Origin of the sequence: Escherichia sp. E14V7 (assembly GCF_004212225.1) — a bacterium.
In the GTDB taxonomy this organism is placed as follows: domain Bacteria; phylum Pseudomonadota; class Gammaproteobacteria; order Enterobacterales; family Enterobacteriaceae; genus Escherichia.
Window position 1 is genome coordinate 96372 of record NZ_RHJJ01000002.1, and the last position, 25525, is coordinate 121896.

The 25525-nt window shown below is 51.5% G+C and carries 19 protein-coding genes; 16 read left to right on the forward strand and 3 right to left on the reverse strand.

Going from position 1 to position 25525, the window contains the following annotated elements:
* Position 1 precedes the first annotated feature (1 nt).
* Positions 2-1072, forward strand: a complete 1071-nt coding sequence (gene ugpC / locus D9741_RS03060; RefSeq protein ID WP_130217734.1) for a sn-glycerol 3-phosphate ABC transporter ATP binding protein UgpC — start codon at positions 2-4, stop codon at positions 1070-1072.
* The gene (gene ugpQ / locus D9741_RS03065) at positions 1069-1812 is read left to right on the forward strand and encodes a glycerophosphodiester phosphodiesterase (RefSeq protein ID WP_130217732.1); all 744 of its coding nucleotides are present in this window, start codon (positions 1069-1071) and stop codon (positions 1810-1812) included. Before ugpC ends, ugpQ begins: the two co-directional genes overlap by 4 nt.
* Here ugpQ and D9741_RS03070 read toward each other — a convergent pair.
* Positions 1799-2239 carry a DUF2756 family protein gene (locus tag D9741_RS03070; protein WP_130209058.1) on the reverse strand — a complete coding sequence of 147 codons (441 nt, stop codon included), beginning with the start codon at positions 2237-2239 and terminating at the stop codon, positions 1799-1801. The genes ugpQ and D9741_RS03070 overlap by 14 nt on opposite strands.
* A gap of 120 nt (positions 2240-2359) precedes the next feature.
* Here D9741_RS03070 and ggt point away from each other — a divergent pair, with 120 nt between their 5' ends.
* Positions 2360-4093: a gamma-glutamyltransferase gene (gene ggt, locus D9741_RS03075; protein WP_130217730.1), complete on the forward strand. Its 1734-nt coding sequence runs from the start codon at positions 2360-2362 to the stop codon at positions 4091-4093.
* 60 nt (positions 4094-4153) lie between these two features.
* Here ggt and yhhY read toward each other — a convergent pair whose 3' ends face one another.
* Positions 4154-4642, reverse strand: coding sequence for an N-acetyltransferase (gene yhhY / locus D9741_RS03080; protein WP_130217728.1), 489 nt, complete (start codon positions 4640-4642; stop codon positions 4154-4156).
* A 455-nt stretch (positions 4643-5097) separates the two neighbouring features.
* Between yhhY and D9741_RS03090 the strand changes: the two genes are divergently transcribed.
* The 7 genes from D9741_RS03090 to D9741_RS03120 all read left to right on the forward strand — a co-directional run bounded on the left by D9741_RS03090 (position 5098) and on the right by D9741_RS03120 (position 13490).
* Positions 5098-6135, forward strand: coding sequence for an oxidoreductase (locus D9741_RS03090; RefSeq protein WP_130217724.1), 1038 nt, complete (start codon positions 5098-5100; stop codon positions 6133-6135).
* A 122-nt stretch (positions 6136-6257) separates the two neighbouring features.
* The gene (gene yhhW, locus D9741_RS03095) at positions 6258-6953 is read left to right on the forward strand and encodes a quercetin 2,3-dioxygenase (RefSeq protein ID WP_130209049.1); all 696 of its coding nucleotides are present in this window, start codon (positions 6258-6260) and stop codon (positions 6951-6953) included.
* 93 nt (positions 6954-7046) lie between these two features.
* The gene (gene gntR, locus D9741_RS03100) at positions 7047-8042 is read left to right on the forward strand and encodes a gluconate operon transcriptional repressor GntR (RefSeq protein ID WP_130209047.1); all 996 of its coding nucleotides are present in this window, start codon (positions 7047-7049) and stop codon (positions 8040-8042) included.
* 138 nt (positions 8043-8180) lie between these two features.
* Positions 8181-8708 (forward strand): gluconokinase, encoded by a 528-nt coding sequence (gntK, locus tag D9741_RS03105; RefSeq protein WP_000108330.1) that lies wholly within the window; start codon positions 8181-8183, stop codon positions 8706-8708.
* Positions 8709-8711: 3 nt separating this feature from the next.
* On the forward strand, positions 8712-10052 hold the full coding sequence (gene gntU / locus D9741_RS03110; RefSeq protein ID WP_000210111.1) for a gluconate transporter: 1341 nt from the start codon (positions 8712-8714) through the stop codon (positions 10050-10052).
* Between the two features lie 139 nt (positions 10053-10191).
* Positions 10192-12288 carry a RecQ family ATP-dependent DNA helicase gene (locus tag D9741_RS03115; protein ID WP_130217722.1) on the forward strand — a complete coding sequence of 699 codons (2097 nt, stop codon included), beginning with the start codon at positions 10192-10194 and terminating at the stop codon, positions 12286-12288.
* Positions 12195-13490, forward strand: a complete 1296-nt coding sequence (locus tag D9741_RS03120) for a DNA-processing protein DprA (RefSeq protein WP_130217720.1) — start codon at positions 12195-12197, stop codon at positions 13488-13490. The genes D9741_RS03115 and D9741_RS03120 overlap by 94 nt, the downstream gene beginning before the upstream one ends.
* Before the next feature lie 45 nt (positions 13491-13535).
* Here the strand turns inward: D9741_RS03120 and yhgN are convergent, their stop codons facing one another.
* Positions 13536-14129, reverse strand: a complete 594-nt coding sequence (gene yhgN, locus D9741_RS03125; RefSeq protein WP_130217718.1) for an NAAT family transporter YhgN — start codon at positions 14127-14129, stop codon at positions 13536-13538.
* A gap of 191 nt (positions 14130-14320) precedes the next feature.
* Between yhgN and asd the strand changes: the two genes are divergently transcribed.
* The 6 genes from asd (at position 14321) to glgP (ending at position 25064) form a co-directional block, all read left to right on the forward strand.
* Positions 14321-15424, forward strand: coding sequence for an aspartate-semialdehyde dehydrogenase (gene asd, locus D9741_RS03130; RefSeq protein WP_130217716.1), 1104 nt, complete (start codon positions 14321-14323; stop codon positions 15422-15424).
* Positions 15425-15695: 271 nt separating this feature from the next.
* Positions 15696-17882 (forward strand): 1,4-alpha-glucan branching enzyme, encoded by a 2187-nt coding sequence (gene glgB, locus D9741_RS03135; RefSeq protein ID WP_130209043.1) that lies wholly within the window; start codon positions 15696-15698, stop codon positions 17880-17882.
* Positions 17879-19852: a glycogen debranching protein GlgX gene (glgX, locus tag D9741_RS03140; protein WP_130209041.1), complete on the forward strand. Its 1974-nt coding sequence runs from the start codon at positions 17879-17881 to the stop codon at positions 19850-19852. The genes glgB and glgX overlap by 4 nt, the downstream gene beginning before the upstream one ends.
* Before the next feature lie 17 nt (positions 19853-19869).
* Positions 19870-21165 carry a glucose-1-phosphate adenylyltransferase gene (gene glgC / locus D9741_RS03145; protein WP_130217714.1) on the forward strand — a complete coding sequence of 432 codons (1296 nt, stop codon included), beginning with the start codon at positions 19870-19872 and terminating at the stop codon, positions 21163-21165.
* Entirely contained in the window at positions 21165-22598 is a 1434-nt protein-coding gene (gene glgA, locus D9741_RS03150; RefSeq protein WP_130217712.1) for a glycogen synthase GlgA, read from the forward strand. Before glgC ends, glgA begins: the two co-directional genes overlap by 1 nt.
* 18 nt (positions 22599-22616) lie before the next feature.
* The gene (glgP, locus tag D9741_RS03155; RefSeq protein ID WP_130217710.1) at positions 22617-25064 is read left to right on the forward strand and encodes a glycogen phosphorylase; all 2448 of its coding nucleotides are present in this window, start codon (positions 22617-22619) and stop codon (positions 25062-25064) included.
* Positions 25065-25525 lie beyond the last annotated feature (461 nt).

Sequence of the window (25525 nt, forward strand, 5' to 3'; positions counted from 1 at the left end):
GATGGCAGGACTGAAATTACAGGCAGTAACCAAAAGCTGGGATGGCAAAACCCAGGTCATTAAACCGCTGACCCTTGATGTTGCGGATGGCGAATTTATCGTGATGGTCGGGCCGTCTGGCTGCGGGAAATCGACGTTATTGCGCATGGTGGCCGGACTGGAGCGGGTAACGACGGGCGATATCTGGATCGACCGCAAGCGTGTCACCGAAATGGAGCCGAAAGATCGTGGAATTGCGATGGTATTCCAGAACTACGCGCTTTATCCGCATATGAGCGTCGAAGAAAACATGGCGTGGGGGCTGAAAATCCGCGGCATGGGCAAGCAGCAAATTGCCGAGCGCGTTAAAGAAGCGGCGCGTATTCTGGAACTGGATGGCCTGCTCAAGCGTCGCCCGCGTGAGCTTTCCGGCGGTCAGCGCCAGCGTGTGGCGATGGGGCGCGCGATTGTGCGTGAGCCGGCGGTGTTCTTGTTTGATGAGCCGCTCTCTAACCTCGATGCCAAGCTGCGCGTGCAGATGCGGCTTGAGCTACAACAACTGCACCGTCGCCTGAAAACAACTTCACTCTACGTTACCCACGATCAGGTTGAAGCGATGACCCTCGCCCAGCGAGTGATGGTAATGAACGGCGGCGTTGCCGAACAGATTGGCACACCGGTTGAAGTGTACGAAAAGCCCGCCAGCCTGTTTGTGGCGAGCTTTATCGGCAGTCCGGCGATGAACCTGCTGGCTGGCCGCGTGAATAACGAAGGCACGCATTTCGAACTGGAAGGCGGTATTGTGCTGCCGCTAAACGGTTACTATCGCCAGTATGCCGGGCGTAAAATGACTCTCGGCATTCGCCCGGAACATATAGCGCTAAGCTCGCAGGCAGAAGGTGGCGTGCCGCTGGTGATGGACACGCTGGAGATCCTCGGCGCAGATAACCTGGCGCACGGACGCTGGGGCGAACAGAAGCTGGTGGTGCGACTGGCGCATCAGGAGCGCCCGACGGCAGGCAGCACGCTGTGGCTGCATCTGCCGGAAAATCAGCTACATCTTTTTGATGGTGAAACAGGACAACGAGTATGAGTAACTGGCCTTATCCCCGCATCGTCGCTCATCGTGGCGGCGGTAAGTTGGCCCCGGAAAACACCCTGGCGGCAATCGACGTAGGGGCAAAATACGGTCATAAGATGATCGAATTTGACGCGAAGTTATCGAAAGATGGCGAGATCTTTCTGCTCCATGATGACAACCTCGAACGTACCAGCAACGGCTGGGGCGTCGCGGGTGAGCTGAACTGGCAGGATTTACTGCGCGTGGATGCGGGCAGTTGGTACAGCAAAGCGTTTAAAGGTGAGCCGCTGCCGTTGCTTTCGCAGGTGGCGGAACGCTGTCGCAAACACGGGATGATGGCGAATATCGAAATCAAACCCACCACTGGCACCGGGCCATTAACGGGCAAAATGGTGGCGCTGGCGGCACGCGAACTGTGGGCCGGTATGACGCCGCCGCTGCTGTCATCGTTTGAGATTGATGCTTTAGAAGCCGCACAATTGGCGGCACCGGAACTGCCGCGTGGTTTGTTGCTTGATGAGTGGCGCGACGACTGGCGCGAACTGACCACGCGGCTGGGCTGCGTCTCTATTCATCTCAATCATAAGCTGCTCGATAAAGCGCGAGTGATGCAGTTAAAAGACGCCGGACTGCGGATTCTGGTGTATACCGTCAACAAACCCCAGCGCGCGGCAGAGTTGCTGCGCTGGGGCGTGGATTGCATCTGTACCGATGCGATTGATGTAATTGGTCCGAACTTTACGGCCCAATAGTTTTCAACGGAATGTCAGGCTGCGACGTGCTGGGCGGATTCAGCATGTCGCCGTTTTTCCTCTCTTGCAGCATATGCTGCTGATTTAGCGAACTATCCGGATTATGGTTACTGTTTAACATCCCGCCGTTGGTGTTGGGCAGCATTTGCTGCCGGGCGGGATTTAGCTCCCCCGGCTGCGACTGCAATACCCGTTGCGAGTTACTGTTAATCTGATTTTCTAAATGCTGCTGTTGTAATTGCGTCTGAGTTTTCAGTTGCTGATTCAGCATCCCTTTTTGCTGGATTTGCTGAGTCTGCATTTGAGTTTGCATCCGCTGCTGGCTGGGGATCTGATACCCCGGCTGGTTAGGATTATTCAGAGTATTAATGGGCTGTGCAAAGCCGACAAACGGCAGGAGTGCCGTCAAAAGCAGAAGTCGTTTCATCGCGTATCCTCCTCTGAAGATATCCTTTAAGTTTACTCGCTTCCCGGCAAAACGATGATTAATTCAGAGTTATATACCAGGCTTAGCTGGGGTTGCCCCACACATAACTGGAGAATAACGATGATAAAACCGACGTTTTTACGCCGGGCGGCGATTGCAGCTTTGCTTTCAGGATGTTGTTTTAGTGCGGCAGCCGCGCCACCTGTTTCTTATGGTGTGGAGGAAGATGTCTTCCATCCGGTACGCGCAAAGCAGGGGATGGTGGCGTCTGTAGATGCTACTGCCACTCAGGTGGGGGTGGATATCCTCAAGGAGGGCGGGAATGCCGTTGATGCTGCCGTGGCGGTGGGCTACGCGCTGGCGGTAACGCATCCGCAGGCGGGGAATCTGGGCGGCGGTGGTTTTATGTTAATCCGCTCGAAAAATGGCAATACCACGGCTATCGATTTCCGCGAAATGGCGCCGGCCAAAGCGACCCGCGATATGTTCCTTGATGATCAGGGCAACCCGGACAGCAAAAAATCACTCACTTCGCATCTGGCTTCCGGCACGCCCGGTACGGTAGCAGGTTTCTCGCTGGCGTTGGATAAATACGGCACCATGCCGTTGAACAAAGTGGTGCAGCCAGCGTTTAAACTGGCACGCGATGGTTTTATCGTTAACGACGCGCTGGCAGACGATCTCAAAACCTACGGTAGCGAAGTGTTGCCGAATCACGAAAACAGTAAAGCTATCTTCTGGAAAGAGGGCGAGCCGCTGAAAAAGGGCGACAAGCTGGTGCAGGCGAACCTGGCAAAGAGCCTGGAGATGATTGCCGAAAACGGCCCGGATGAATTCTACAAAGGCACGATAGCGGAACAGATTGCCCAGGAGATGCAGAAAAACGGTGGCTTGATCACGAAAGAAGATTTAGCGGCGTATAAAGCGGTCGAACGTACACCGATAAGCGGCGATTATCGCGGGTATCAGGTTTACTCCATGCCACCGCCATCTTCCGGCGGTATTCATATCGTACAAATCCTCAATATTCTGGAAAACTTCGATATGCAGAAATACGGCTTTGGCAGCGCCGATGCGATGCAAATCATGGCAGAAGCTGAGAAATACGCCTACGCCGACCGCTCGGAATATCTTGGCGACCCGGATTTTGTCAAAGTCCCGTGGCAGGCGCTGACCAATAAAGCCTATGCCAAATCCATTGCCGAGAAAATCGATATCAATAAAGCGAAGCCATCCAGCGAAATTCGCCCAGGCAAGCTTGCGCCTTATGAGAGTAATCAAACTACCCATTACTCAGTGGTGGATAAAGACGGTAACGCGGTAGCGGTGACCTATACGCTGAACACCACCTTCGGTACGGGTATTGTCGCAGGCGAGAGCGGTATTTTGCTCAATAACCAGATGGATGATTTCTCCGCCAAACCGGGCGTACCGAACGTTTACGGGCTGGTGGGCGGTGATGCCAACGCCGTAGGGCCGAATAAACGTCCGCTGTCGTCAATGTCGCCCACCATTGTGGTGAAAGACGGTAAAACCTGGCTGGTCACCGGAAGCCCAGGCGGGAGTCGGATTATCACCACCGTGCTGCAAATGGTAGTGAACAGCATCGATTATGGCATGAATATCGCCGAAGCGACCAATGCGCCGCGTTTCCACCATCAGTGGCTGCCGGACGAGCTGCGTGTCGAGAAAGGATTTAGCCCGGATACGATCAAGCTGCTGGAAGCAAAAGGTCAGAAAGTGGCGCTTAAAGAGGCGATGGGCAGCACGCAAAGCATTATGGTTGGGCCTGACGGTGAGTTGTACGGCGCATCCGACCCGCGCTCGGAGGATGATTTAACGGCGGGGTACTAATATCTTAAGCCCTCTCCTGGTAGGTGAGGGCTTAAATGACAAACTTAGATTGCAAATCCTCTACTTCACCCGCGCCATATAATACGCATCAACATATTCACCATTACGCAATGCGTACTTCTTGCCGGTCCCTTCAATCTCAAAGCCGAATTTTTTATAGACCTTAATTGCTGGCGCGTTATCGACGAACACCGTTAGTTCAATACGATCTACCCGCAACCAGTTGTCGCACATTTCAATCATCTCTCGCATCAGGGCGCTGGCGACGCCGCGATTCTTCCAGCGGGCGTCGACACAGATACCAAAATCGGCAACATGACTGCGGCGTGGGCGTTGCTGTACATCAATGGTGAGATGACCTACTACAGTTCCATCAATACAGGCGACGAGTTGCTTGATGCTGGGGCGATCGGCGAGTCGTTCCAGCCACATATGTTCTGAAGGATGAGGCACCTGTAGTGTGTTGTAATACACCTCCGGCTGGGCGTGGATATGTCGAATGGCCTCATAATCGCGCGTTTCTGCGTGGCGTATTACTATCTCACTCATTCCTCTGTCCTCTTTAGGGTAAATGTCCCTTTCAACATCATTGACTTTCAAATACGAGTCAAATGCATTTTTTTGCAAAAAGTGTTGGACAAGTGCGAATGAGAATGATTATTATTGTCTCGCGTTCAGGAAGACCCTCGCGGAGAACCTGAAAGCACGACATTGCTCACATTGCTTCCAGTATTACTTAGCCAGCCGGGTGCTGGCTTTTTTTTGCTTGTCATTTTGTCCACGGGAAGTGTTCCTCGTGTTGAGACAAATGCAAAATCGCCTGATGCGCTACGCTTATCAGGCCTACAAATAGTCCTGAACCGTAGGTCAGATAAGGCGTTCACGCCGCATCCGGCATGAATAAAGTGCACTTTGCCAACAATCTGACGTACTGAAGCCCAGGCATAGGAACCGCGTCCGCTTTGCGCTAAGGTGTAAATAACCACCTTAAAAAGGACGAAATCATGGTCATCAACTGTGCCTTTATTGGCTTCGGCAAAAGCACCACCCGTTACCATCTGCCGTATGTACTTAACCGCAAGGATAGCTGGCATGTCGCGCATATTTTTCGCCGCCATGCGAAGCCGGAAGAACAGGCCCCCATTTATTCCCATATTCATTTCACCAGCGATCTCGACGAAGTGTTAAACGATCCCGATGTTAAGCTGGTTGTCGTCTGCACCCACGCGGACAGCCACTTCGAGTACGCGAAGCGCGCACTGGAAGCCGGGAAAAATGTACTGGTCGAAAAACCGTTCACCCCGACGCTTGCGCAGGCGAAAGAGCTGTTTGCGCTGGCGAAAAGTAAAGGGCTGACCGTCACGCCGTATCAGAATCGTCGCTTTGATTCCTGCTTCCTGACGGCGAAAAAAGCGATTGAAAGCGGCAAGCTGGGAGAGATTGTCGAAGTGGAAAGCCATTTTGACTATTACCGCCCAGTGGCAGAAACCAAACCTGGACTGCCGCAGGATGGCGCGTTCTATGGGCTTGGTGTGCATACCCTGGACCAGGTTATCTCGCTGTTTGGTCGCCCGGATCACGTCGCTTATGACATCCGCAGCCTGCGTAATAAAGCCAATCCTGACGATACCTTTGAAGCGCAGCTGTTTTATGGCGACCTGAAAGCGATCGTTAAAACCAGTCATCTGGTGAAAATCGATTATCCGAAATTTATCGTTCACGGTAAGAAAGGTACATTTATTAAATACGGCATCGACCAGCAGGAAACCAGCCTGAAGGCTAATATTATGCCGGGCGAACCTGGATTTGCGGCGGATGATTCGGTCGGTGTGCTGGAGTATGTCAATGACGAGGGCGTGACGGTCAGAGAAGAGATGAAGCCGGAGATGGGCGACTATGGACGTGTGTATGATGCGTTGTACCAAACCATCACCAGCGGTGCGCCAAATTACGTCAAGGAATCTGAAGTTCTTACCAATCTGGAAATCCTTGAACGCGGTTTTGAACAAGCCTCTCCCTCCACAGTGACTCTCGAGAAGTAAGTTTGATGGCCCCTCGAATAGTTCAATTTTTTTGAACAGAGGGGTCAATTTTCACCCTCTATCATCCCAGGCAGATCGGGTCCACACTAAGCCCATCGAAATCATTCAGGGGGCGAATACAAATGATCTACTTACGCAAAGCAAATGAACGCGGTCATGCAAATCATGGCTGGCTGGACTCCTGGCATACTTTCTCTTTTGCCAACTATTATGATCCGAACTTTATGGGCTTCTCCGCGCTGCGCGTGATTAACGACGACGTGATTGAAGCAGGGCAGGGCTTCGGCACTCACCCGCATAAAGATATGGAAATTTTGACCTACGTGCTGGAAGGTACTGTTGAGCACCAGGACAGCATGGGCAATAAAGAACAGGTTCCGGCGGGCGAGTTCCAGATTATGAGTGCGGGTACGGGTATTCGTCACTCAGAGTACAACCCAAGCAGCACCGAGCGTCTGCATCTGTATCAGATCTGGATCATGCCGGAAGAAAACGGCATTACGCCGCGTTATGAACAGCGTCGCTTCGATGCCGTGCAGGGTAAACAACTGGTGCTCTCGCCGGATGCGCGTGACGGTTCGCTGAAAGTGTATCAGGATATGGAACTGTACCGCTGGGCGCTGGTAAAAGATGAGCAGTCGATACATCAGATTGCCGCTGAACGCCGCGTCTGGATCCAGGTGGTGAAAGGTAATGTCACTATTAACGGCGTAAAAGCCTCGACCAGCGATGGTCTGGCGATTTGGGATGAGCAGGCGATTTCCGTCCACGCTGATAGCGACAGTGAAATCCTGCTGTTCGATTTACCGCCAGTCTAAATTTATCTCACAAACCTTCCTGAGGAATCAGGAAGGTTGTGATGCGTCCGTGGTAAACTAAAGGAATCTATCCCTTTTGTACCTTTCAGGACGATGAAAAAGAAAAGACCCGTACTTCAGGATGTGGCTGACCGTGTAGGCGTGACCAAAATGACGGTCAGCCGCTTTTTGCGTAACCCGGAGCAAGTTTCCGTCGCTCTACGTGGCAAGATTGCCGCCGCTCTTGATGAACTGGGTTATATTCCCAATCGCGCGCCCGATATCCTCTCTAACGCCACCAGCCGGGCGATTGGCGTCCTGTTACCTTCTCTCACCAACCAGGTTTTTGCGGAAGTATTACGCGGAATCGAAAGCGTCACCGACGCGCACGGTTATCAAACCATGCTGGCGCACTACGGTTATAAACCGGAAATGGAGCAAGAACGCCTTGAATCGATGCTCTCCTGGAATATCGATGGCCTGATCCTTACCGAACGCACCCACACGCCACGCACCTTAAAGATGATTGAAGTGGCGGGTATTCCGGTGGTGGAGCTGATGGACAGCCAGTCGCCGTGCCTCGATATCGCTGTCGGTTTTAATAACTTTGAAGCGGCACGCCAGATGACTGCCGCTATTATTGCTCGCGGGCATCGTCACATTGCTTATCTCGGCGCACGTCTCGACGAACGTACTATCATCAAACAGAAGGGATATGAGCAGGCGATGCTGGATGCAGGCCTGGTGCCATATAGCGTGATGGTTGAACAATCTTCTTCTTACTCTTCCGGTATTGAACTGATTCGTCAGGCGCGGCGGGAATATCCACAGTTGGATGGCGTGTTCTGTACCAACGATGACCTGGCGGTCGGCGCGGCGTTTGAATGTCAGCGTCTGGGGTTGAAAGTTCCTGACGATATGGCGATTGCCGGTTTCCACGGTCATGACATCGGCCAGGTGATGGAGCCACGGCTGGCAAGTGTGCTGACGCCGCGTGAGCGGATGGGCAGCATTGGCGCTGAACGCCTGCTGGCGCGTATTCGTGGCGAAGCGGTGACGCCGAAAATGTTAGATTTAGGTTTCACCTTGTCACCGGGTGGATCTATTTAAGCCTACAAATTTGAAGTAGCTCACACTTATACACTTAAGGCACGGATGGATATTGCTTCTGTTTTTGTCCGGCTGGAGAATGTTACCGATAACAGTTACCCGTAACATTCTTAATTCTTGTACTGTGGGGGCACCACTTTGAGCACGACTAATCATGATCACCACATTTACGTCTTAATGGGCGTATCGGGCAGCGGCAAATCTGCGGTCGCCAGTGAAGTGGCGCATCAACTTCATGCCGCGTTTCTTGATGGCGATTTCCTCCATCCGCGCCGCAATATCGAAAAAATGGCGTCTGGTGAACCGCTGAATGACGACGATCGCAAACCGTGGTTGCAGGCGCTGAACGACGCCGCGTTTGCTATGCAGCGTACCAATAAAGTGTCGCTGATCGTCTGCTCTGCACTGAAAAAACACTATCGCGACCTGCTGCGTGAAGGTAATCCGAATCTCTCTTTCATCTACCTGAAAGGCGATTTTGATGTGATTGAAAGCCGCCTGAAAGCGCGCAAAGGCCATTTCTTTAAAACCCAAATGTTGGTGACGCAGTTTGAAACGCTGCAGGAGCCGGGTGCGGACGAAACCGATGTACTGGTGGTGGATATCGATCAACCGCTGGAAGGTGTTGTGGCAAGCACCATTGAGGTTATTAAAAAAGGCAAATAAGTAGTGACTACATTAACGCTTGTTTTAACAGCAGTAGGGTCTGTTTTACTGCTGCTGTTTTTAGTCATGAAGGCGCGTATGCACGCTTTCCTGGCTTTGATGGTGGTGTCTATGGGGGCTGGCCTTTTTTCCGGTATGCCGCTCGATAAAATCGCAGCGACGATGGAAAAAGGGATGGGAGGCACCCTCGGCTTCCTGGCGGTGGTTGTCGCCCTGGGAGCCATGTTTGGCAAGATCTTACATGAAACCGGCGCAGTCGATCAGATTGCCGTCAAAATGCTCAAATCCTTCGGTCACAGCCGCGCGCATTATGCCATCGGCCTTGCGGGGCTGGTCTGCGCGCTACCGCTGTTCTTTGAAGTGGCGATTGTTCTGCTGATTAGCGTTGCTTTCTCAATGGCGCGCCACACCGGCACGAACCTGGTGAAACTGGTAATCCCATTATTCGCAGGCGTGGCAGCAGCGGCTGCGTTCTTGGTGCCTGGACCAGCGCCGATGCTGCTGGCATCGCAGATGAATGCCGACTTTGGCTGGATGATCCTGATTGGCCTGTGTGCGGCAATTCCGGGGATGATTATTGCCGGGCCGCTGTGGGGTAACTTCATCAGCCGCTACGTGGAGCTGCATATTCCTGACGACATCAGCGAACCGCATCTCGGCGAAGGCAAAATGCCGTCTTTTGGATTCAGCCTGTCGCTGATCCTGCTACCGCTGGTGCTGGTAGGTCTTAAAACCATTGCTGCGCGTTTTGTACCAGAAGGATCAACTGCTTACGAATGGTTTGAATTTATCGGCCATCCGTTTACTGCGATTCTGGTTGCTTGTCTGGTAGCAATTTATGGCCTGGCAATGCGTCAGGGCATGCCAAAAGACAAAGTGATGGAGATTTGCGGTCACGCGCTACAACCAGCGGGGATTATTCTGCTGGTGATTGGTGCAGGCGGCGTGTTCAAACAGGTGCTGGTTGACTCTGGCGTAGGTCCGGCGCTGGGCGAAGCATTAACCGGCATGGGCCTGCCGATTGCTATCACCTGCTTCGTGCTGGCAGCTGCAGTGCGCATCATTCAGGGGTCTGCCACCGTTGCCTGTTTAACGGCGGTGGGGCTGGTGATGCCGGTCATTGAACAACTGAACTACTCCGGTGCGCAAATGGCGGCACTGTCGATTTGTATCGCTGGTGGTTCGATTGTCGTCAGCCACGTTAACGACGCTGGTTTCTGGCTGTTCGGTAAATTTACCGGCGCGACCGAAGCCGAAACGCTGAAAACCTGGACCATGATGGAAACCATCCTCGGCACTGTCGGTGCCATCGTTGGGATGATTGCGTTCCAGCTGTTGAGTTAATTACTGCGACAAATTACTGCGAGCTTGCTCGCAGTAATTCATTTCTCTTTTCTCCCCTCTTCATCTTTTTGATCTCTCTCGCAAATTTACCTGCTAATAATCCGTTCTAATCACTGCCTAAAGATCGCAGGAGATAAAGATGGAAAAGCACGGAGCTGAATTGCTTTTAAAGCGGATGTTAGGAAATACCACCGCTACTTTCAGGGAAGGGCAATGGGAAGCCATAGACGCGGTGGTGAACCAACGGCGAAAACTGCTGGTTGTCCAACGCACTGGCTGGGGGAAAAGTGCCGTGTACTTCATCGCCAGTAAAATCTTCCGCGATCGCGGCGTTGGCCCGACAATTATCATCTCTCCTTTGCTTGCCCTGATGCGTAACCAGGTTGCCGCCGCTGAACGGTTAGGTATTACGGCTGAAACGTTTAATTCTACAAACAGAGAAGAATGGCAGCGCATTAGCGATAAGTTGCTGCAAGGTGAGGTCGATTGCTTGCTGGTTTCCCCGGAACGTTTGGCAAACCAGGACTTTATCGAAACGGTTTTATATCCTATAGCCGATCGTATTGGCTTGCTTGTGGTCGACGAGGCGCACTGCATCTCTGATTGGGGCCACGATTTTCGCCCGGATTACCGACGTATATTAGATATTTTGCGCCAACTGCCTGCGAATACCCCTGTTCTGGGTACAACCGCGACAGCGAATAACCGTGTCGTTGAGGATATCCGTCAGCAATTGGGTGACATTGTGATTCAGCGTGGAACGCTGGCTCGCGAAAGTTTGGCGCTTGATGCCTTAGTCTTAGGTGAACAGTCATCCCGTCTGGCATGGTTAGCAACGGTTATCCCTCAGTTTTCCAAATCGGGAATTGTTTATACCCTGACTACTCGCGATGCCGAACTTGTCGCCGAGTGGTTAAGGAAAAATGGTATCAGTGCATTTGCTTACTACAGTGGCGTGACTTGTGAAGGCGCGGAAGATTCTAATACTGCCAGGGAATATCTGGAGCAGGCACTGCTGGCAAATAAAATTAAAGTTCTGGTCGCGACGACGGCGCTGGGAATGGGCTTTGACAAACCGGATTTGGGGTTTGTTATTCATTACCAGATGCCAGGTTCGATAGTTGGTTACTACCAACAGGTGGGGCGTGCCGGTCGCGGTATCGATTCTGCTGTTGGCATACTGCTTTGTGGCAGTGAAGACCGCGCTATTCATAAATTCTTCCGTGAAAGCGCCTTTCCTGCGGAGGCGCAAATTCATGAAATACTCAACGTACTTAGCGAGAATGACGGTCTTACCCTACGAGGCATTGAACAACGGACGAATCTTCGTTATGGGCAAATAGAAAAAGCACTGAAGTTACTGGTAGCTGAAAATCCATCGCCTGTGGTGTATACCGAGAAATTATGGCGCAGAACAATTGTCAGTTTTTCTCCTGACCATGAACGAATTAACCATTTGATGAATCAGAGAAAAAGTGAGCTGGAAGACGTTGAAAGCTATATCACGACCAAGGAGTGCAAAATGCAATTTCTGCGCCGCGCACTCGATGAGCCAAGTGCCGAACGTTGTGGTAAATGTAGCAGTTGTTTTCAGCATCCGTTGTTGTCGCCCGACATTGATAGCGGCTTACTCCATGCGGCAAATTTATTTATTAAACACGCTGACCTGCCATTAAATCTCAATAAACAGGTGGCAGCTGGGGCTTTTACGCAATACGGATTTAAAGGGAACTTGCCTGCGGGTTTACAAGGATCTACGGGGCGAGTCCTTTCTCGTTGGGGCGATTCCGGGTGGGGAAAGCAGGTAGCACAGGAGAAAAAAATGGGGCGCTTCAGTGATGAGCTGGTGGAGGCATGTGCGGAAATGGTTCGCCAACGCTGGAATCCGCATCCTGAACCAACCTGGGTATGCTGCGTTCCTTCATTAAGGCACCTCGACCTGGTTCCTGATTTTGCCCGGCGACTGGCGGCGAAACTAGGCTTACCTTTTATTGATGCCATTGGAAAAGTCGTGGACAATCCACCGCAGAAAATGCAGCAAAACCGTTTTCACCAGTGTCAAAATCTCGACGGGGCGTTTGTGATTACCCCTCCTTTGATGCCAGGTCCGGCGTTGCTGGTTGACGATATCGTGGATTCTGCATGGACGCTGACAGTTCTGACAGCACTGTTACGCCAGGCAGGTTGCCCGACGGTTTATCCTCTTGCCCTTGCTTCTACCTCGGTAAAAAATTGATGAATCTTTCAGCCAATGCACAAGCAACTCTCCTGCTAACCAGCGATTTTTCTCGCGCGGCGGCGAGTGAGTATAAACCTCTTAGTAATAGTGAATGGGGGAAGTTTGCATTATGGCTGAAGCACCAACGTATCAGTCCCGCCGATCTTCTGGTGCCGCAACCGCAAGAGAAACTTACAGGCTGGAGCGATCCGCGTATTTCTCAGGAGCGTATTCTTGGCTTGCTGGCGCGTGGTCATAGTCTGGCGTTGGCGGTAGATAAGTGGCAACGCGCCGGTTTATGGATCTTAACCCGAGGAGATGCCGATTATCCCGTTCGCTTGAAAAACCGATTGCGAACGGATGCACCTCCCGTTTTATTTGGCTGCGGGAATAAAGCATTACTGCAAGCGGAAGGTATGGCGATTGTTGGCTCGCGAGACGCTCCGACTGACGATTTGCGCTATACCCAACAACTGGCAGCGAAACTGGCCCAACAGGGGATTTGCGTTATCTCTGGTGGTGCGCGAGGTATTGATGAGTGTGCAATGGCGTCGGCACTAGAGGCCGGGGGAACTGCCGTTGGCGTATTAGCTGATAGCTTGTTAAAAACGAGCACGTTAGTGAAATGGCGTGAAGGGTTTATAGCAGGCAACCTGGTGTTGATTTCGCCGTTTTACCCAGAGGTACGTTTCACTGTCGGCAATGCGATGGCGCGGAATAAATATGTTTATTGCCTTGCTGAAAGCGCAATGGTTGTACGTGCGGGAATGACCGGTGGAACGATAACTGGGGCGATGGAGGCATTAAAACATCAGTGGCTGCCTGTCCTGGTTAAACCAAATCAGGATGTGCAATCAGCCAATTCACGATTAGTAGAAAATGGGGCGTCATGGAGTGCTGAACAGGCTGAAAATGTGACGATCAGACTGCCAGACGTTCCTGGGCAGATGTATGACAGAGCATTCCGTAACGCTCAACCAGAACTGTTTTCGCTGCATGAAGATGACGCAAATTATGCAGTAATGCCTGCGCATACGCCTGTCGATTTTTATCAACTCTTTGTAGCGGAACTGGCGATCCTTGCAAAGGAATCGATAAGTATTGAAAGGCTGGCGTCTTGTACTGGTTTAACCATCGAACAAGCTAGTGTATGGCTGAATCGCGCAGAAGAAGAGGGAAGGGTTATCCGATTGGGCGAAGGTCATTATCAGTTCAGGTAATAAAACAGGTGCCGCGTCTGATTGTTTGCAGCACCTGTTTGAACCTTACCCCTTCATCCACATCCGAATGCCGTCGAGGAACATCTGGGTTGCCATCATCACCAGAATCAATCCCATCAGGCGTTCCAGCGCGTTCACCCCTTTCTCGCCCAGCAGACGTAAAAATAGCGAAGACTGTAGCAGGATGACAAAGGTGCCGCCCCAGGCCAGCAGCAGAGCAATTACCAGATGTCCCATCTGATTCGGGTACTGGTGAGACAGCAACATTAATGTGGCGAGAATAGTCGGCCCTGCTACTAATGGGATTGCCAGCGGCACAATAAACGGCTCTTCACCTGCCGGAAGCCCACTGCTATTGCCTGAAGCACTGGGGAAAATCATCTTAATGGCGATCAGAAAGAGAATGATGCCGCCAGAAATGGAGACGGTTTCCGCCCGCAGGCTAAGAAATGCCAGAATTTTCTCACCCGCAAACAGGAACACCAGCATCACCATGAGAGCAATAAGCAACTCTCGTACCATGATTGCCCGACGTCTTTTCGGTTCTGTATGTTTCAGTACGGACATAAAAATAGGTAGGTTTCCGAGCGGATCCATAATCAAGATCAATAAAACTGCTGCAGAAATGATTTCATTCATAACTCAAGTTCCCTGATAATTGCCGTGGACTTTCTGCGTGCTACGAAAGCAGGATAAGTCGCATTACTGATGGCTTCGCTATCATTGATTAATTTCACTTGCGACTTTGGCTGCTTTTTGTATGGTGAAAGATGTGCCATGAGGACACCGGCACATATATACAGCACACATCTTTGCAGGAAAAAACGCTTATGAAAAATGTTGGTTTTATCGGCTGGCGCGGTATGGTCGGCTCCGTTCTCATGCAACGCATGGTTGAAGAGCGCGACTTCGACGCCATTCGCCCTGTCTTCTTTTCGACTTCACAGTCTGGTCAGGCTGCGCCTTCCTTCGGCGGTGCTTCTGGCACACTTCAGGATGCCTTTGATCTGGAGGCGCTGAAGGCTCTCGATATCATCGTAACCTGTCAGGGCGGCGAGTATACCAACGAAATCTATCCAAAGCTCCGTGAGAGCGGATGGCAAGGTTACTGGATTGACGCAGCATCGTCTCTGCGCATGAAAGATGACGCCATCATCATTCTTGACCCAGTCAATCAGGACGTCATTACTGATGGATTAAATAAAGGCATCAGGACTTTTGTTGGCGGTAACTGTACCGTAAGCCTGATGTTGATGTCGTTGGGCGGTTTATTCGCCAATGATCTTGTTGATTGGGTTTCCGTTGCAACCTACCAGGCGGCTTCCGGCGGTGGTGCGCGACATATGCGTGAGTTGTTAACCCAGATGGGCCAACTGTATGGCCATGTGGCGGATGAACTCGCGACACCGTCCTCTGCTATTCTCGATATTGAACGCAAAGTCACGACCTTAACCCGCAGCGGCGAGTTGTCAGTGGATAACTTTGGCGTGCCATTGGCAGGCAGCCTGATTCCGTGGATCGACAAACAGCTTGATAACGGTCAGAGCCGCGAAGAATGGAAAGGTCAGGCGGAAACCAACAAGATTCTCAACACATCTTCCGTTATTCCGGTAGATGGTTTGTGTGTGCGTGTCGGGGCGTTGCGCTGCCACAGCCAGGCATTCACCATCAAATTGAAAAAAGATGTGTCTATTCCGACCGTGGAAGAACTGTTGGCGGCCCATAACCCGTGGGCAAAAGTGGTTCCAAACGATCGCGAAATCACTATGCGTGAGCTAACCCCAGCTGCCGTCACCGGTACGCTGACCACGCCGGTAGGGCGTCTGCGTAAGCTGAATATGGGACCTGAGTTCCTGTCAGCCTTTACCGTGGGCGACCAGCTGCTGTGGGGGGCCGCGGAGCCGCTACGCCGGATGCTTCGTCAACTGGCGTAATGTTTATTCATTAAATTTGGGGCGTAATGCTGCCCCTTTTAGTGCGTAGTACAGGAGTAAGCGCAGATGTTTCATGATTTACCGGGAGTTAAATAGAGCATTGGCTATTCTTTAAGGGTGGCGGGATACATACGTATTCAATGCCTTACCTGAAGTGAGGACGGCGTAGAGAGGATGCACAGAGTGCTGCGCCGTTCAGGTCAAAAAAATGTCACAACCAGATGTCAAAAATTAGTTGGATGGGGTGACACAATAAAACAGGAAGACAAGCATGTCCGATCGTATCGATAGAGACGTGATTAACGCGCTAATTGCAGGTCATTTTGCGGATCCTTTTTCCGTACTTGGAATGCATAAAACCACAGCGGGACTGGAAGTCCGTGCCCTTTTACCTGACGCCACCGATGTGTGGGTAATTGAACCAAAAACTGGACGCAAAGTCGCTAAACTGGAGTGTCTCGACTCTCGTGGATTCTTCAGCGGCGTCGTTCCTCGGCGTAAAAATTTTTTCCGCTATCAGTTGGCGGTTGTCTGGCATGGCCAGCAGAATCTGATTGATGATCCTTACCGTTTTGGCCCTTTAATCCAGGAAATGGACGCCTGGCTGTTATCTGAAGGTACCCACCTGCGCCCGTATGAAACCTTAGGTGCGCACGCAGATACTATGGATGGCGTTACCGGCACGCGTTTTTCTGTCTGGGCGCCAAATGCCCGCCGTGTCTCGGTTGTTGGGCAATTCAACTACTGGGATGGTCGTCGTCACCCGATGCGCCTGCGTAAAGAGAGCGGCATCTGGGAACTGTTTATCCCTGGCGCGCATAACGGTCAGCTCTATAAATACGAAATGATTGATGCCAATGGCAATCTGCGTTTGAAGTCTGATCCTTATGCCTTCGAAGCACAGATGCGCCCGGAAACCGCTTCCCTTATTTGCGGACTGCCTGAAAAGGTCGTGCAGACCGAAGAGCGCAAAAAAGCGAATCAGTTTGATGCGCCAATTTCTATCTATGAAGTTCACCTGGGGTCATGGCGTCGTCACGCCGACAACAACTTCTGGTTAAGCTACCGTGAACTTGCCGATCAGTTGGTGCCTTACGCGAAATGGATGGGCTTTACCCACCTCGAACTGCTGCCAATTAACGAACATCCATTCGATGGCAGTTGGGGCTATCAGCCGACAGGTTTGTATGCGCCAACTCGCCGTTTTGGCACTCGCGATGATTTCCGCTATTTCATTGATGCCGCCCACGCAGCAGGTTTGAACGTGATTCTCGACTGGGTGCCGGGTCACTTCCCGACAGATGACTTTGCACTTGCCGAATTTGACGGCACAAATCTGTATGAACACAGCGATCCGCGTGAAGGCTACCATCAGGACTGGAACACCCTGATTTACAACTATGGCCGCCGTGAGGTCAGCAATTTCCTTGTTGGTAATGCGCTGTACTGGATCGAGCGTTTTGGTATCGATGCGCTGCGCGTCGATGCGGTTGCTTCGATGATTTATCGTGATTACAGCCGTAAAGAAGGCGAGTGGATCCCGAACGAGTATGGTGGACGCGAGAATCTGGAAGCGATTGAATTCCTTCGCAATACCAACCGTATTATCGGTGAACAAGTTCCTGGTGCAGTAACGATGGCGGAGGAGTCTACCGACTTCCCGAACGTTTCCCGCCCGCAGGATATTGGTGGTCTGGGCTTCTGGTACAAGTGGAACCTTGGCTGGATGCACGACACTCTGGATTACATGAAGCTCGACCCGGTTTATCGTCAATACCACCACAATAAACTCACCTTCGGGATGCTCTACAACTACACTGAAAACTTCGTCCTGCCGCTGTCGCACGACGAAGTGGTGCACGGCAAAAAATCGATTCTCGACAGGATGCCAGGCGATGCATGGCAGAAGTTTGCCAATCTGCGAGCCTACTATGCCTGGATGTGGGCGTTCCCGGGCAAGAAACTGTTGTTCATGGGTAATGAATTTGCCCAAGGGCGTGAGTGGAACCACGATGCCAGCCTCGACTGGCATCTGCTGGAAGGTGGCGACAACTGGCATCACGGTGTCCAGCGACTGGTACGCGATCTGAACCATACTTATCGTCACCACAAAGCTCTGCACGAGCTGGATTTCGACGCCTACGGCTTTGAATGGCTGGTGGTGGATGACCATGAACGCTCGGTGCTGATCTTTGTGCGTCGCGATAAAGAGGGTAACGAAATTATCGTTGCCAGCAACTTTACGCCGGTGCCGCGCCATGATTATCGCTTTGGCATTAATCAGCCAGGTAAGTGGCGTGAGATTCTCAACACCGATTCCATGCACTACCACGGCAGCAATGCTGGCAATGGCGGCGCGGTACATAGCGATGAGATCGCCAGCCACGGTCGTCAGCATTCATTGAGCCTTACTCTACCACCGCTGGCTACTATCTGGCTGGTGCGGGAGGGAGAATGACACAACTCGCCATTGGCAAACCTGCTCCCCTTGGCGCGCACTATGATGGCCAGGGCGTCAACTTCACGCTCTTTTCCGCTCATGCTGAGCGGGTAGAGCTATGTGTGTTTGACGCTCAGGGCATAGAACACCGGTATGACTTGCCAGGACGCAGCGGCGATGTCTGGCACGGTTACTTGCCGGATGCGCGCCCGGGTTTGCACTATGGGTATCGCGTACATGGCCCCTGGCAACCTGCCGTGGGGCATCGCTTTAACCCGGCGAAGTTGTTGATTGATCCTTGCGCGCGGCAAATTGAGGGTGAGTTTAAAGATAACCCGCTGCTGCATGCAGGCCATAATGAACCTGATTATCGTGACAACGCCGCCATTGCGCCGAAATGCGTGGTGGTGGTCGATCACTATGACTGGGAGGATGATGCCCCGCCGCGCACGCCGTGGGGCAGCACCATCATTTATGAAGCCCATGTCAAAGGATTAACCTATCTGCATCCGGAGATCCCGGTTGAGATCCGCGGCACCTATAAAGCGCTCGGCCATCCGGTGATGATCAACTATTTAAAACGGTTGGGCATTACCGCGCTGGAACTGTTGCCAGTGGCGCAGTTTGCCAGTGAACCGCGCCTGCAACGCATGGGGCTAAGTAACTACTGGGGCTACAATCCGGTGGCGCTGTTTGCGCTGCATCCGGCATATGCCAGCTCGCCCGAAACGGCGTTGGACGAGTTTCGCGACGCAGTGAAAGCCCTGCACAAGGCGGGTATTGAAGTCATTCTCGACATCGTACTCAACCACAGTGCGGAACTGGACCTCGACGGCCCGGTATTCTCACTGCGCGGGATCGACAACCGTAGCTATTATTGGATAAGAGAAGACGGCGATTATCACAACTGGACTGGTTGTGGTAATACGCTCAATTTGAGCCATCCGGCGGTAGTGGAGTACGCCAGCGCCTGTCTACGCTACTGGGTGGAAACCTGCCACGTTGATGGTTTCCGCTTCGATCTCGCAGCAGTCATGGGGCGAACACCGGAGTTTCGTCAGGATGCGCCGCTGTTTACGGCTATCCAGAATTGCCCTGTGCTTTCGCAAGTGAAGTTAATTGCCGAACCGTGGGATATCGCGCCAGGTGGTTATCAGGTGGGCAATTTCCCACCGCTGTTTGCCGAGTGGAATGATCATTTCCGCGACGCCGCACGCCGTTTCTGGCTGCACTATAACCTGTCGCTGGGTGAGTTTGCCGGGCGTTTTGCCGCCTCCAGCGATGTTTTTAAACGTAATGGCCGTCTGCCGAGTGCTGCGATTAATCTCGTCACTGCGCATGACGGTTTTACGCTTCGCGACTGCGTTTGTTTCAACCATAAACACAATGAAGCAAATGGAGAGGAAAATCGCGACGGGACCAACAACAATTACAGTAACAATCATGGTAAAGAAGGGTTAGGCGGTACTCTTGATTTGATTGAACGGCGGCGCGACAGCATTCACGCCCTGTTAACGACGTTGTTGCTCTCCCAGGGTACGCCGATGTTACTGGCAGGTGATGAACATGGTCACAGCCAGCATGGCAATAACAATGCCTACTGCCAGGATAACCAACTAACGTGGTTGGACTGGTCGCAGGCAAACAGTGGGTTAACGGGGTTTACCGCCGCGTTAATCCATTTGCGCAAGCGCATTCCTGCTTTGGTAGAGGATCGCTGGTGGGAAGAAGGCGATGGCAATGTCCGTTGGCTGAATCGATATGCTCAACCTTTAAGCTCGGACGAGTGGCAAAACGGGCCAAAGCAGCTGCAAATTTTGCTTTCGGATCGTTTTTTGATCGCAATAAACGCCACGCTTGAGGTAACAGAGATTGTTTTACCTGCTGGGGAGTGGCACGCCATTCCCCCATTCGCTGGAGAGGATAACCCAGTGATTACGGCTGTCTGGCCGGGACCTGCACACGGATTGTGTGTGTTCCAGAGATGATAAAAAAGGAGTTAGTCATGGTTAGTTTAGAGAAGAACGATCACTTAATGTTGGCGCGCCAGCTGCCATTGAAATCTGTTGCCCTGATACTGGCGGGAGGACGTGGTACCCGCCTGAAGGATTTAACCAATAAGAGAGCAAAGCCTGCCGTACACTTCGGCGGTAAGTTCCGCATTATCGACTTTGCGCTGTCCAACTGCATCAACTCTGGGATCCGTCGTATGGGCGTGATCACCCAGTACCAGTCTCACACCCTGGTGCAGCATATTCAGCGCGGCTGGTCGTTCTTCAATGAAGAAATGAACGAGTTTGTCGACCTGCTGCCCGCGCAGCAGAGAATGAAAGGGGAAAACTGGTATCGCGGTACCGCAGACGCGGTCACTCAAAACCTCGATATCATCCGCCGCTATAAAGCGGAGTATGTGGTGATCCTGGCTGGTGACCACATCTACAAGCAAGACTACTCGCGAATGCTTATCGACCACGTCGAAAAAGGTGCGCGTTGTACCGTTGCTTGTATGCCAGTACCGATTGAAGAAGCCTCTGCATTTGGCGTTATGGCAGTCGATGAAAACGATAAAATTATCGAATTTGTTGAAAAACCGGCTAACCCGCCATCAATGCCAAACGATCCGAGCAAATCTCTGGCGAGTATGGGTATCTACGTCTTTGACGCCGACTATCTATATGAATTGCTGGAAGAAGACGATCGCGATGAAAATTCCAGCCACGACTTTGGTAAAGATTTGATTCCAAAAATCACCGAAGCAGGCCTGGCTTATGCGCATCCATTCCCTCTCTCTTGCGTACAGTCTGACCCAGACGCCGAGCCGTACTGGCGCGATGTGGGTACGCTGGAAGCTTACTGGAAAGCGAACCTTGATCTGGCCTCTGTGGTGCCGGAACTGGATATGTACGATCGCAACTGGCCAATTCGCACCTACAATGAATCATTGCCACCAGCGAAATTTGTTCAGGATCGCTCCGGTAGTCATGGGATGACCCTTAACTCACTGGTTTCCGGCGGTTGTGTAATCTCTGGTTCAGTGGTGGTGCAGTCCGTTCTGTTCTCGCGCGTTCGTGTTAATTCATTCTGCAACATTGATTCCGCCGTATTGTTACCGGAAGTATGGGTAGGTCGCTCGTGCCGTCTGCGCCGCTGTGTCATTGACCGCGCTTGTGTCATTCCGGAAGGCATGGTGATTGGTGAGGATGCAGAGGAAGATGCACGTCGTTTCTATCGTTCAGAAGAAGGCATCGTGCTGGTTACGCGCGAAATGCTACGGAAGTTAGGGTATAAACAGGAGCGATAATGCAGGTTTTACATGTATGTTCAGAGATGTTCCCGCTGCTTAAAACCGGCGGTCTGGCTGATGTTATTGGGGCATTACCCGCAGCACAAATCGCAGACGGCGTTGACGCTCGCGTACTGTTGCCTGCATTTCCCGATATTCGCCGTGGCGTGACCGATGCGCAGGTGGTATCTCGTCGTGATACCTTTGCCGGGCATATCACGCTGCTGTTCGGACATTATAACGGGGTTGGTATTTACCTGATTGACGCGCCGCATCTCTACGATCGTCCCGGAAGCCCGTATCACGATACCAACTTATTTGCCTACACCGACAACGTGTTGCGTTTTGCGCTGTTGGGGTGGGTCGGGGCAGAAATGGCCAGTGGGCTGGACCCATTCTGGCGCCCTGATGTAGTGCACGCGCACGACTGGCATGCAGGCCTTGCGCCTGCGTATCTGGCGGCACGCGGGCGTCCGGCGAAGTCTGTGTTTACTGTGCACAATCTGGCCTATCAAGGCATGTTTTATGCACATCACATGAATGACATCCAATTGCCATGGTCATTCTTTAATGTTCATGGGCTGGAGTTCAACGGGCAAATCTCTTTCCTGAAAGCCGGACTGTATTACGCTGACCATATTACAGCGGTTAGTCCGACCTACGCTCGCGAGATTACTGAACCACAGTTTGCCTACGGTATGGAAGGTTTACTCCAGCAGCGTCATCGTGAAGGACGACTTTCCGGCGTACTGAACGGCGTGGACGAGAAAATATGGAGTCCCGAGACGGACTTACTTTTAGCCTCGCGTTACACCCGCGATTCATTGGAGGATAAAGCGGAGAATAAGCGCCAGTTGCAAATCGCAATGGGGCTTAAGGTTGACGATAAAGTGCCGCTTTTTGCAGTGGTGAGCCGTCTGACCAGCCAGAAAGGCCTGGATCTGGTGTTAGAAGCCTTACCGGGCCTTCTGGAACAGGGCGGACAACTGGCGCTGCTCGGCGCGGGCGATCCGGTATTGCAGGAAGGTTTCCTTGCTGCAGCAGCGGAGCACCCCGGTCAGGTTGGTGTACAGATTGGTTATCACGAAGCATTTTCGCATCGCATTATGGGCGGCGCGGACGTCATTTTGGTGCCCAGTCGTTTTGAACCGTGCGGTTTAACACAACTTTATGGATTGAAGTACGGCACGCTGCCTTTGGTGCGGCGTACCGGTGGGCTTGCTGATACAGTCTCTGACAGTTCTCTAGAGAACCTCGCAGATGGCGTCGCCAGTGGGTTTGTCTTTGAAGATAGTAATGCCTGGTCGCTGTTACGGGCTATTCGACGTGCTTTTGTACTTTGGTCCCGTCCTTCACTTTGGCGGTTTGTGCAACGTCAGGCTATGGCAATGGATTTTAGCTGGCAGGTCGCGGCGAAGTCGTACCGTGAGCTTTACTATCGCTTGAAATAGTTTTCAGGAAACGCCTATATGAATGCTCCGTTTACATATTCATCGCCCACCCTTAGCGTAGAAGCGCTTAAGCACTCTATCGCTTATAAGCTGATGTTTACGATTGGAAAGGATCCTGTCGTTGCCAATAAACATGAGTGGCTGAACGCAACGTTATTTGCTGTGCGCGATCGTCTCGTGGAGCGTTGGTTGCGCTCGAACCGTGCCCAACTGTCGCAAGAAACTCGCCAGGTTTACTACCTGTCGATGGAGTTTTTGATTGGCCGTACTCTCTCCAACGCCATGTTGTCGTTAGGTATTTATGACGATGTTCAGGGGGCGCTGGAGTCGATGGGGTTAAATCTCGAAGAGTTGATTGATGAAGAAAATGACCCGGGCCTCGGGAATGGTGGTCTGGGACGTCTGGCAGCTTGCTTCCTGGATTCACTGGCGACTTTAGGGTTGCCAGGTCGCGGCTACGGTATTCGTTACGACTACGGCATGTTCAAGCAGAACATCGTTAACGGCAGTCAGAAAGAGTCACCGGACTACTGGCTGGAATACGGCAACCCGTGGGAATTTAAACGACACAATACGCGCTACAAAGTGCGTTTTGGTGGACGTATTCAGCAAGAAGGCAAGAAAACTCGCTGGATTGAAACTGAAGAAATTCTGGCCGTTGCTTATGACCAGATAATCCCCGGCTATGACACTGACGCAACTAATACCCTGCGTTTATGGAGCGCACAAGCCAGTAGCGAAATTAACCTGGGTAAATTCAACCAGGGGGACTACTTCGCGGCGGTGGAAGACAAAAACCACTCTGAGAACGTATCCCGCGTACTGTACCCGGACGACTCCACTTATTCCGGGCGTGAACTGCGTCTGCGTCAGGAATACTTCCTGGTTTCCTCGACCATTCAGGACATTTTAAGCCGCCATTATCAGCTGCATAAAACCTACGATAATCTGGCAGATAAAATCGCGATTCATCTCAATGACACCCATCCGGTGCTGTCGATTCCTGAGCTGATGCGTCTGCTGATTGATGAGCATAAATTCAGCTGGGATGACGCTTTTGAAGTGTGTTGCGAGGTCTTCTCTTACACCAACCACACGCTGATGAGCGAGGCGCTGGAAACCTGGCCGGTCGATATGCTGGGTAAAATTCTGCCGCGTCACTTGCAGATAATCTTTGAAATCAATGACTATTTCCTGAAAACCTTGCAAGAGCAGTATCAGAACGACACTGACCTGCTGGGACGGGCGTCAATCATTGATGAATCCAACGGGCGTCGTGTGCGGATGGCCTGGCTGGCGGTTGTCGTGAGTCATAAAGTTAACGGTGTTTCAGAGTTGCACTCTAACCTGATGGTGCAGTCGCTGTTTGCTGATTTTGCGAAAATCTTCCCGGGTCGTTTCACCAACGTTACCAACGGTGTGACGCCGCGTCGCTGGCTGGCGGTAGCTAACCCATCGCTTTCAGCCGTGCTGGACGAACACCTGGGCCGTAACTGGCGCACCGACCTTAGCCTGCTGAGCGAGCTGCAACAGCACTGTGATTTCCCGATGGTCAACCATGCGGTGCATCAGGCGAAGCTGGATAACAAAAAACGTCTGGCCGAGTACATCGCCCAGCAGTTGAATGTGGTGGTGAATCCGAAGGCTCTGTTCGATGTGCAGATCAAACGTATTCACGAATACAAACGTCAATTGATGAATGTGTTGCACGTTATCACGCGTTATAACCGTATCAAGGCCGATCCGGAGGCTAATTGGGTACCGCGCGTGAATATTTTTGGCGGTAAGGCCGCTTCGGCTTATTACATGGCGAAGCACATTATCCATTTGATCAACGACGTAGCTAAAGTGATCAACAACGATCCGCAGATTGGCGACAAGTTGAAAGTGGTGTTTATCCCGAACTACAGCGTTAGTCTTGCGCAGTTGATCATTCCGGCGGCCGATCTGTCTGAACAGATTTCGCTGGCGGGGACGGAAGCCTCCGGCACCAGTAACATGAAGTTTGCCCTTAACGGCGCGCTGACTATCGGTACGCTGGACGGTGCGAACGTCGAAATGCTGGATCATGTCGGTGATGACAATATCTTTATCTTTGGTAACACAGCGGAAGAAGTGGAAGAACTGCGTCGTCAGGGTTACAAACCGCGTGAATACTACGAGAAAGATGAAGAGCTGCATCTGGTGCTGACGCAAATCGGCAGCGGTGTATTCAGTCCGGAAGATCCGGGACGCTATCGCGATCTGGTTGATTCGCTGATCAACTTCGGCGATCACTACCAGGTACTGGCGGATTATCGCAGCTATGTCGATTGTCAGGATAAAGTCGACGAACTCTACGAGCGTCAGGAAGAGTGGACCGCAAAAGCGATGCTGAACATTGCCAATATGGGCTACTTCTCTTCTGACCGTACGATCAAAGAGTACGCCGATCATATCTGGCATATTGATCCAGTGAGATTATAAGTTCGCAAAGTGTGATCACTGCCGTGTGTTCCCTTAAAGCTATCGTTAATGGGCACACGGCATTTTTATATCAGATAAACGATATGTCATGATAATTTACATACAGTATCGATATATAATTAATATTTATTAATTCTTAATAAAAATCCTCATCTGAGTATGTATCATATAATAAGCATTATAAGTGACTAATAAATTATTTATTATATTTATATATTGCCGCGCTCCTCAGTTATACTGCCTAAAATAAATCTCTTTGTTTTCAAATGACTGTATTTTTATATAAAGTCAATCATTGCGAGCATGGATTCTTTTAGTTACATTACCAGGCAGCTTATATAATATTTTCCAGCCATTATATCTCTTAATTTTCTGGGGTTAACCACACCAGCTTTATTCATTTAAATAATGTGCTTTGTTAAAGCTGAATGTAAAAATAATCGCCAATATTGCTTGGATTT

Bases quoted from the DNA above. Each gene is read 5' to 3' on its own strand.
- yhhW (WP_130209049.1), top strand. From the start codon at position 6,258: ATGATCTACTTACGCAAAGCAAATGAACGCGGTCATGCAAATCATGGC.
- yhhY (WP_130217728.1), bottom strand. From the start codon at position 4,642: ATGAGTGAGATAGTAATACGCCACGCAGAAACGCGCGATTATGAGGCC.
- glgA (WP_130217712.1), top strand. From the start codon at position 21,165: ATGCAGGTTTTACATGTATGTTCAGAGATGTTCCCGCTGCTTAAAACC.
- D9741_RS03115 (WP_130217722.1), top strand. From the start codon at position 10,192: ATGGAAAAGCACGGAGCTGAATTGCTTTTAAAGCGGATGTTAGGAAAT.
- D9741_RS03070 (WP_130209058.1), bottom strand. From the start codon at position 2,239: ATGAAACGACTTCTGCTTTTGACGGCACTCCTGCCGTTTGTCGGCTTT.
- ugpC (WP_130217734.1), top strand. From the start codon at position 2: ATGGCAGGACTGAAATTACAGGCAGTAACCAAAAGCTGGGATGGCAAA.
- ggt (WP_130217730.1), top strand. From the start codon at position 2,360: ATGATAAAACCGACGTTTTTACGCCGGGCGGCGATTGCAGCTTTGCTT.
- D9741_RS03120 (WP_130217720.1), top strand. From the start codon at position 12,195: ATGGACGCTGACAGTTCTGACAGCACTGTTACGCCAGGCAGGTTGCCC.
- ugpQ (WP_130217732.1), top strand. From the start codon at position 1,069: ATGAGTAACTGGCCTTATCCCCGCATCGTCGCTCATCGTGGCGGCGGT.
- D9741_RS03090 (WP_130217724.1), top strand. From the start codon at position 5,098: ATGGTCATCAACTGTGCCTTTATTGGCTTCGGCAAAAGCACCACCCGT.
- glgP (WP_130217710.1), top strand. From the start codon at position 22,617: ATGAATGCTCCGTTTACATATTCATCGCCCACCCTTAGCGTAGAAGCG.
- glgB (WP_130209043.1), top strand. From the start codon at position 15,696: ATGTCCGATCGTATCGATAGAGACGTGATTAACGCGCTAATTGCAGGT.
- glgC (WP_130217714.1), top strand. From the start codon at position 19,870: ATGGTTAGTTTAGAGAAGAACGATCACTTAATGTTGGCGCGCCAGCTG.
- asd (WP_130217716.1), top strand. From the start codon at position 14,321: ATGAAAAATGTTGGTTTTATCGGCTGGCGCGGTATGGTCGGCTCCGTT.
- gntR (WP_130209047.1), top strand. From the start codon at position 7,047: ATGAAAAAGAAAAGACCCGTACTTCAGGATGTGGCTGACCGTGTAGGC.
- yhgN (WP_130217718.1), bottom strand. From the start codon at position 14,129: ATGAATGAAATCATTTCTGCAGCAGTTTTATTGATCTTGATTATGGAT.
- glgX (WP_130209041.1), top strand. From the start codon at position 17,879: ATGACACAACTCGCCATTGGCAAACCTGCTCCCCTTGGCGCGCACTAT.